This window comes from Okeania sp. SIO2B9, assembly GCF_010672505.1.
GTDB lineage: Bacteria > Cyanobacteriota > Cyanobacteriia > Cyanobacteriales > Microcoleaceae > Okeania > Okeania hirsuta.
On record NZ_JAAHGK010000564.1, the window covers coordinates 1 to 4,653 of the forward strand.

At 36.7% G+C, this 4,653-nt stretch carries 4 protein-coding genes; 3 read left to right on the plus strand and 1 reads right to left on the minus strand.

Annotated features, from left to right (window positions below):
- Positions 1-425 precede the first annotated feature (425 nt).
- The 3 genes from F6K13_RS19170 (at position 426) to F6K13_RS19180 (ending at position 2,594) form a co-directional block, all read left to right on the plus strand.
- Positions 426-668 carry a hypothetical protein gene (locus F6K13_RS19170; RefSeq protein ID WP_124155347.1) on the plus strand — a complete coding sequence of 81 codons (243 nt, stop codon included), beginning with the start codon at positions 426-428 and terminating at the stop codon, positions 666-668.
- 289 nt (positions 669-957) lie between these two features.
- Positions 958-1,167, plus strand: coding sequence for a hypothetical protein (locus F6K13_RS19175; protein ID WP_124155346.1), 210 nt, complete (start codon positions 958-960; stop codon positions 1,165-1,167).
- 233 nt (positions 1,168-1,400) lie between these two features.
- The gene (locus F6K13_RS19180) at positions 1,401-2,594 is read left to right on the plus strand and encodes a glycosyltransferase family 4 protein (RefSeq protein WP_124155345.1); all 1,194 of its coding nucleotides are present in this window, start codon (positions 1,401-1,403) and stop codon (positions 2,592-2,594) included.
- 1,715 nt (positions 2,595-4,309) lie between these two features.
- On the opposite strand, the gene F6K13_RS19185 is transcribed toward F6K13_RS19180, so the two are convergent.
- On the minus strand, positions 4,310-4,489 hold the full coding sequence (locus F6K13_RS19185) for a hypothetical protein (protein WP_124146133.1): 180 nt from the start codon (positions 4,487-4,489) through the stop codon (positions 4,310-4,312).
- Positions 4,490-4,653 lie beyond the last annotated feature (164 nt).

Sequence of the window (4,653 nt, forward strand, 5' to 3'; positions counted from 1 at the left end):
TCCCAATTAGTCTAAAGTTTATATGAAAGTTGTCAGTAAAACTTTCATATAAACTTTAGACTAATTGGGGTAAATCGAAAAACTAGCTTTGGTTCATAACAAGTAAGTGAGACTTTTGAAAAAAAGAATCAGACTCAAGCAAAATCTTGATTTACTAAATGATCCACAGATAGAGTAGAAAGCTTAGGTGATAGTGTAACCTTGCTATTAGTAAGTTATGAGGAGTATGTCAAAAGTAATAATTGATTGCTATCATACTCCTCATAATTTCTATCAGTGAAGGGCAGGTGCAAAAGGGACTTTGTTAAACTAACTCAGGAAATATACAACCCATAACGGATGCAAGAAAAAAAATAATTGCAGGTTTTTGGTAAAATTTCCTCTAGTAACATAATAATTAGCAAGCATTAAGGAGATAAAAAAAAATGGTAATGTCATCTGATACAAGTGAAAAAAGCTTGAAGCAACAAGCAAACACGGTTGTTTTAGAGTTTGGAGGAGCTAAGAGTGACGATATCGATGATTTACGCAGAGGTGAGGGTAAGGTATTCAAAAGAATAGGCCAAACAATTGAAAAACTACAAGAATCAGGCGAAATTTCAGATAACATACAGCCCATAATTGTTATTTTAAAGAAAAAGAAAAGTAAAAAAGGACTTTTAGACTAAGAAGATTTTCTTACTATTTATTATAGTGAGTGTAAGTGTTGTAAGTTCCTTTAAAAGTTTCATAACTTAAGTTATGACTGGTGGAATAATGGTTTGATTGACTTCGAGTATTATGCTCGAAGTTATGTATGTTAGGTGAAATAGTGATTTTAGGTTCTTAAACTTATCTCCTAGTATTTAAGTAAAACTTGAATAAATTTCAGAGAAAGGTATGAGGTCTAAAAATTATAACATTTTTCCTGACAACATAAGTTAAATTAAGTAGTAAAAATTTAGGGAGAAAACAAAAATGAAACAACAAGCCAACACTATTATTTTAGAAATGAGTGGTGCAGATAAAGACGATATCTATGATTTTCGGAGGGGCGAAGGTAAGATCTTTAAAAGAATACGCTCGATTATAGAACAGTTAAAAGAAGAAGGTGAAGTGGATGAAAATGTACAGCCTGTAATTGCCCTAGTCCAGAAAAAGAAAGATAAAAAGGGACTCTTAGACTAGAAAAATTAAAACCTACGCAATGTACTAATTTTGCTTTCAAGTAGATAGCGAAATATCTTAACAGATAGAGTTGCGCTTTAAGTCCAATAACAATTCAATTAACTATGAAATCAAGCCCCCGCCTGTAGAGTGAGGGCTTGATATTTTTTTCCTGAAGGTAAATATTTTTTTTATGTAAAGGTGTATCAAAATCCCTTATACTACTTAAGAAATTATAAGCTCAAGTTGATAACGTGAACATACTATTAGTCTGCACAGAAAAGTTACCAGTGCCTAATGTCCGAGGTGGGGCTATCCAGACATACATAGACGGTATTCTACCTTACCTAAAACGAGAGCATGAAATCACAGTATTCTCCATAGCAGACCCTGATTTACCAGATCGAGAAATTAGAGACAATATTCGTTACGAGCGCACTACTGCCAACACTTCAGAAGAATACTATCAAATAGTAGCCAAATTTGTAGAAAGGAAAAATTTTGATTGGATAGTAATTTACAACCGTCCCAAGTATGTGTCCTTGGTTGCCAAAGCAGCTCCCAATAGTCGCTTTCTTCTTAGTATGCATAACGAAATGTTCTATGCTAAAAAAATTGAACCACAAGAAGCAATTAAATGCCTGGAACGAGTAGAAAAAGTAGTGACAGTCAGTAAATTTATTGCTGATGGTATTGCTAAGTTATTTCCAGAATATAAACACAAGCTGCAACCGGTATATGCTGGAGTAGACCTCAAGCGCTTTCAGCCAAGGTGGGCAGAAGGAGTAAAAGAGAAACGAGAAGCAATGCTGGCGACTCATGGGTTGGAGGGTAAAAAAGTAGTCCTCTGCGTGGGAAGGTTGACAGATAAAAAAGGACCTCATCTGTTAATATCTGCGATCGCCAAAATAATCAAAAAACATCCATCTGCTGTATTATTGCTAGTAGGAAGTAAATGGTACGGCAATAACAATGAAAATGATTATGTCCGTGAAATTAAAGCAGAAGCAGAAAAGTTAGGGCAAGCAGTTCAGCTGACTGGTTTTATCTCACCATCAGAAGTAGCAGATTACTTTTTGTTAGGGGATATATTCGTGTGTGCATCTCAATGGGAAGAGCCTCTAGCTAGGGTGCATTATGAAGCTATGGCAACAGGACTATGCACTATTACTACTGCTAGGGGGGGAAATCCTGAAGTAATTGTTCCCGGAAAAAATGGTATTGTCATCTCAGACTACGACAATCCTGATGCCTTTGCTACTGAGATCAACTACTTATTGTCAAAACCAAAGAAGAGTGAAAAAATGGGAAGAACAGCACGTGATCTAGCAGAATTATATTACAGTTGGTCAAGAGTAGCTTGGGATATTTTGAGTATTATTAATGACTCAACATCAATTTCGGTAGAAACGCTACAAGACATAAAAGAAACTAAGGAAGCAGGATAAATCTAAATTTGTCCGCATTTTGTGAAAGGAAAAAAAGGATATAAAGTCTAAATATTTCTTAGCTTAGTCTGATTTTCATAGGTATTGGTAAACATAAAACTAAAAGCAATAGCTGCACATTAATATATGAAAAATGAGCAATAATTTTCGGCGTTGTTGAATAAATGTATGATTTCACAGGATTCAAGAGTCAGGATTCAGGAGGACTAAGCCAGGAGTCAGTAGGTAGAAAGGAGTTTTTCGGTGATTAAATAGGAAGAAATAGGTATAATTTGCACTATTGTTTTGGCTAAAAATTTACCACTAGTTGAATTTCTCAAATCAGCAACGCCGAATTTTCTAAATTAATTGATCTTCTCCAGTATCGCTCCCTAAATCAATCCGATCAAAAAGCTTACACTTTCCTTAAGAATAGTGAAAAAGAAATAGAAAGTATCAGTTACAGAGAATTATAGCGCTGCGCGCAGGCAACAGGCAATAGGGGGAATAAAAAGCTGATAATATAAGATTTTAGCTATTGGACACCTCCTGCAATTTGTAAATATGCCAGCGCACATTGCTATAGATGAAAAAGCACAGGCGATCGCTGTAGAGCTTCAAAAGCAGCAGATGGGTAGCAAAGAAAGGGCGTAGTATCTGGTGATGGTGCCTATGATATAGCTGCCGCACTTGCTCCACCAACAGCGCAATTGCTACCAGGAGGCCAAAAACAGAGGTGCAAAACCAATCATACCACCTCGTAAAGATGCCGTGCCACAGCACAGCATGGCAAGAGCAAAGCTTCACCCCATCCCAGGGATGAAAACCTTAGACAGATTCATTTTGTAAGGTGGGGTGAAATAAATGGAAGCGCAAGAGTGGTTACTATCGACGTTCCCTATCTGTTTGCGCAGCATTCCGTAGGAAAACTATACTGAAACAAAAATGGTTATTCTTAAGTTGGATAGCAGTTTTTATTACCACCAGCTTTATATAAGCAGTGATTTTGCCGCGATTAAATACCGACTTCGTGGGATTTATAAATCATAAAACAAGATGCTTGTCAATCCCATAAAATCAACCCATTTTGAAAAAAAGGCGCTGCTGAATCAAGGGATGAATCTTTTTTGAACAGGTAAATCTCATCCTTAATACTTCATACTTCTTTTTTGTCCAAGCATACAATTCATCCCACAAATATGCAACGCCGAAAAAAAAGTACACCTTTCCTCTTAGACTTTAGACAGTAATGGATATGTCCCTTTTATTTCTATCGCAAGAGAAATGTTCCTTTGGGGAGGGTCATAAATCCGTGAAAGTAAATTCCTGCCAGGCGTTCGCGCCTCGGCCAAGAAAAAAAAGAGCGATCGCCCCAGGATATAAGCGATCGCTCTTACTTATAGCGGTTTTCACAAAGGTAGACTACAGAAAAATATAAGTATGTTTGAAGTTTGATAAGTTACAAACTTGATAGCTGTATTCTATGTTAATGAAAACCGCTATAATAAGCAAAATAGGCGAACACTCCCCCAATCGAATCGGTTTCTCGGCATCACCAGCAAAAGCAAAGGCGATTGCTCCCCAATGCGATCGCCAGTTTGTATATCTTTTTTTCATAATCGCTGATACGGCGGTTATGATTCATCGCTTGTGACAAAAGAAAAGGTGGGTCTAAGATTGCGATTAGTAACCGTAACCTTGGGGTTTTAATGCAGAAACATAGCCTTCATTTACTTCTACTGAAAAGTAAGCAAATAACTCCGTACAAGTTGATGTACGTCTAAACCAATACACTCAGAATTGCTTTCACATAAGTTAGAACATTCTTGTAGGCCATAAACTGTAGTAGTATCAAGCTCTCGACCTCGGATAAATACATCAGGCGACAAGGGTCTCATGTCTGCAAGAGCTGGCATTACATTATATTGGGTGTTTTTCAAAAAGGACTTCCAGACTATTTTTACCTCTCCCTCAGATGAAGACCTTTTTCTCTAATATTTTCTTAATTTTTCCTTCTCAGCAGCTTTAGCAATCTAACAACTACAGACATATAGATGAGGGCTCGCCGAGTTATATTGCT

What these genes read in the sequence shown, in the direction of transcription:
- F6K13_RS19185 (WP_124146133.1), bottom strand. Translation starts at nt 4,489, where the DNA reads ATGCCAGCTCTTGCAGACATGAGACCCTTGTCGCCTGATGTATTTATC.
- F6K13_RS19175 (WP_124155346.1), top strand. Translation starts at nt 958, where the DNA reads ATGAAACAACAAGCCAACACTATTATTTTAGAAATGAGTGGTGCAGAT.
- F6K13_RS19170 (WP_124155347.1), top strand. Translation starts at nt 426, where the DNA reads ATGGTAATGTCATCTGATACAAGTGAAAAAAGCTTGAAGCAACAAGCA.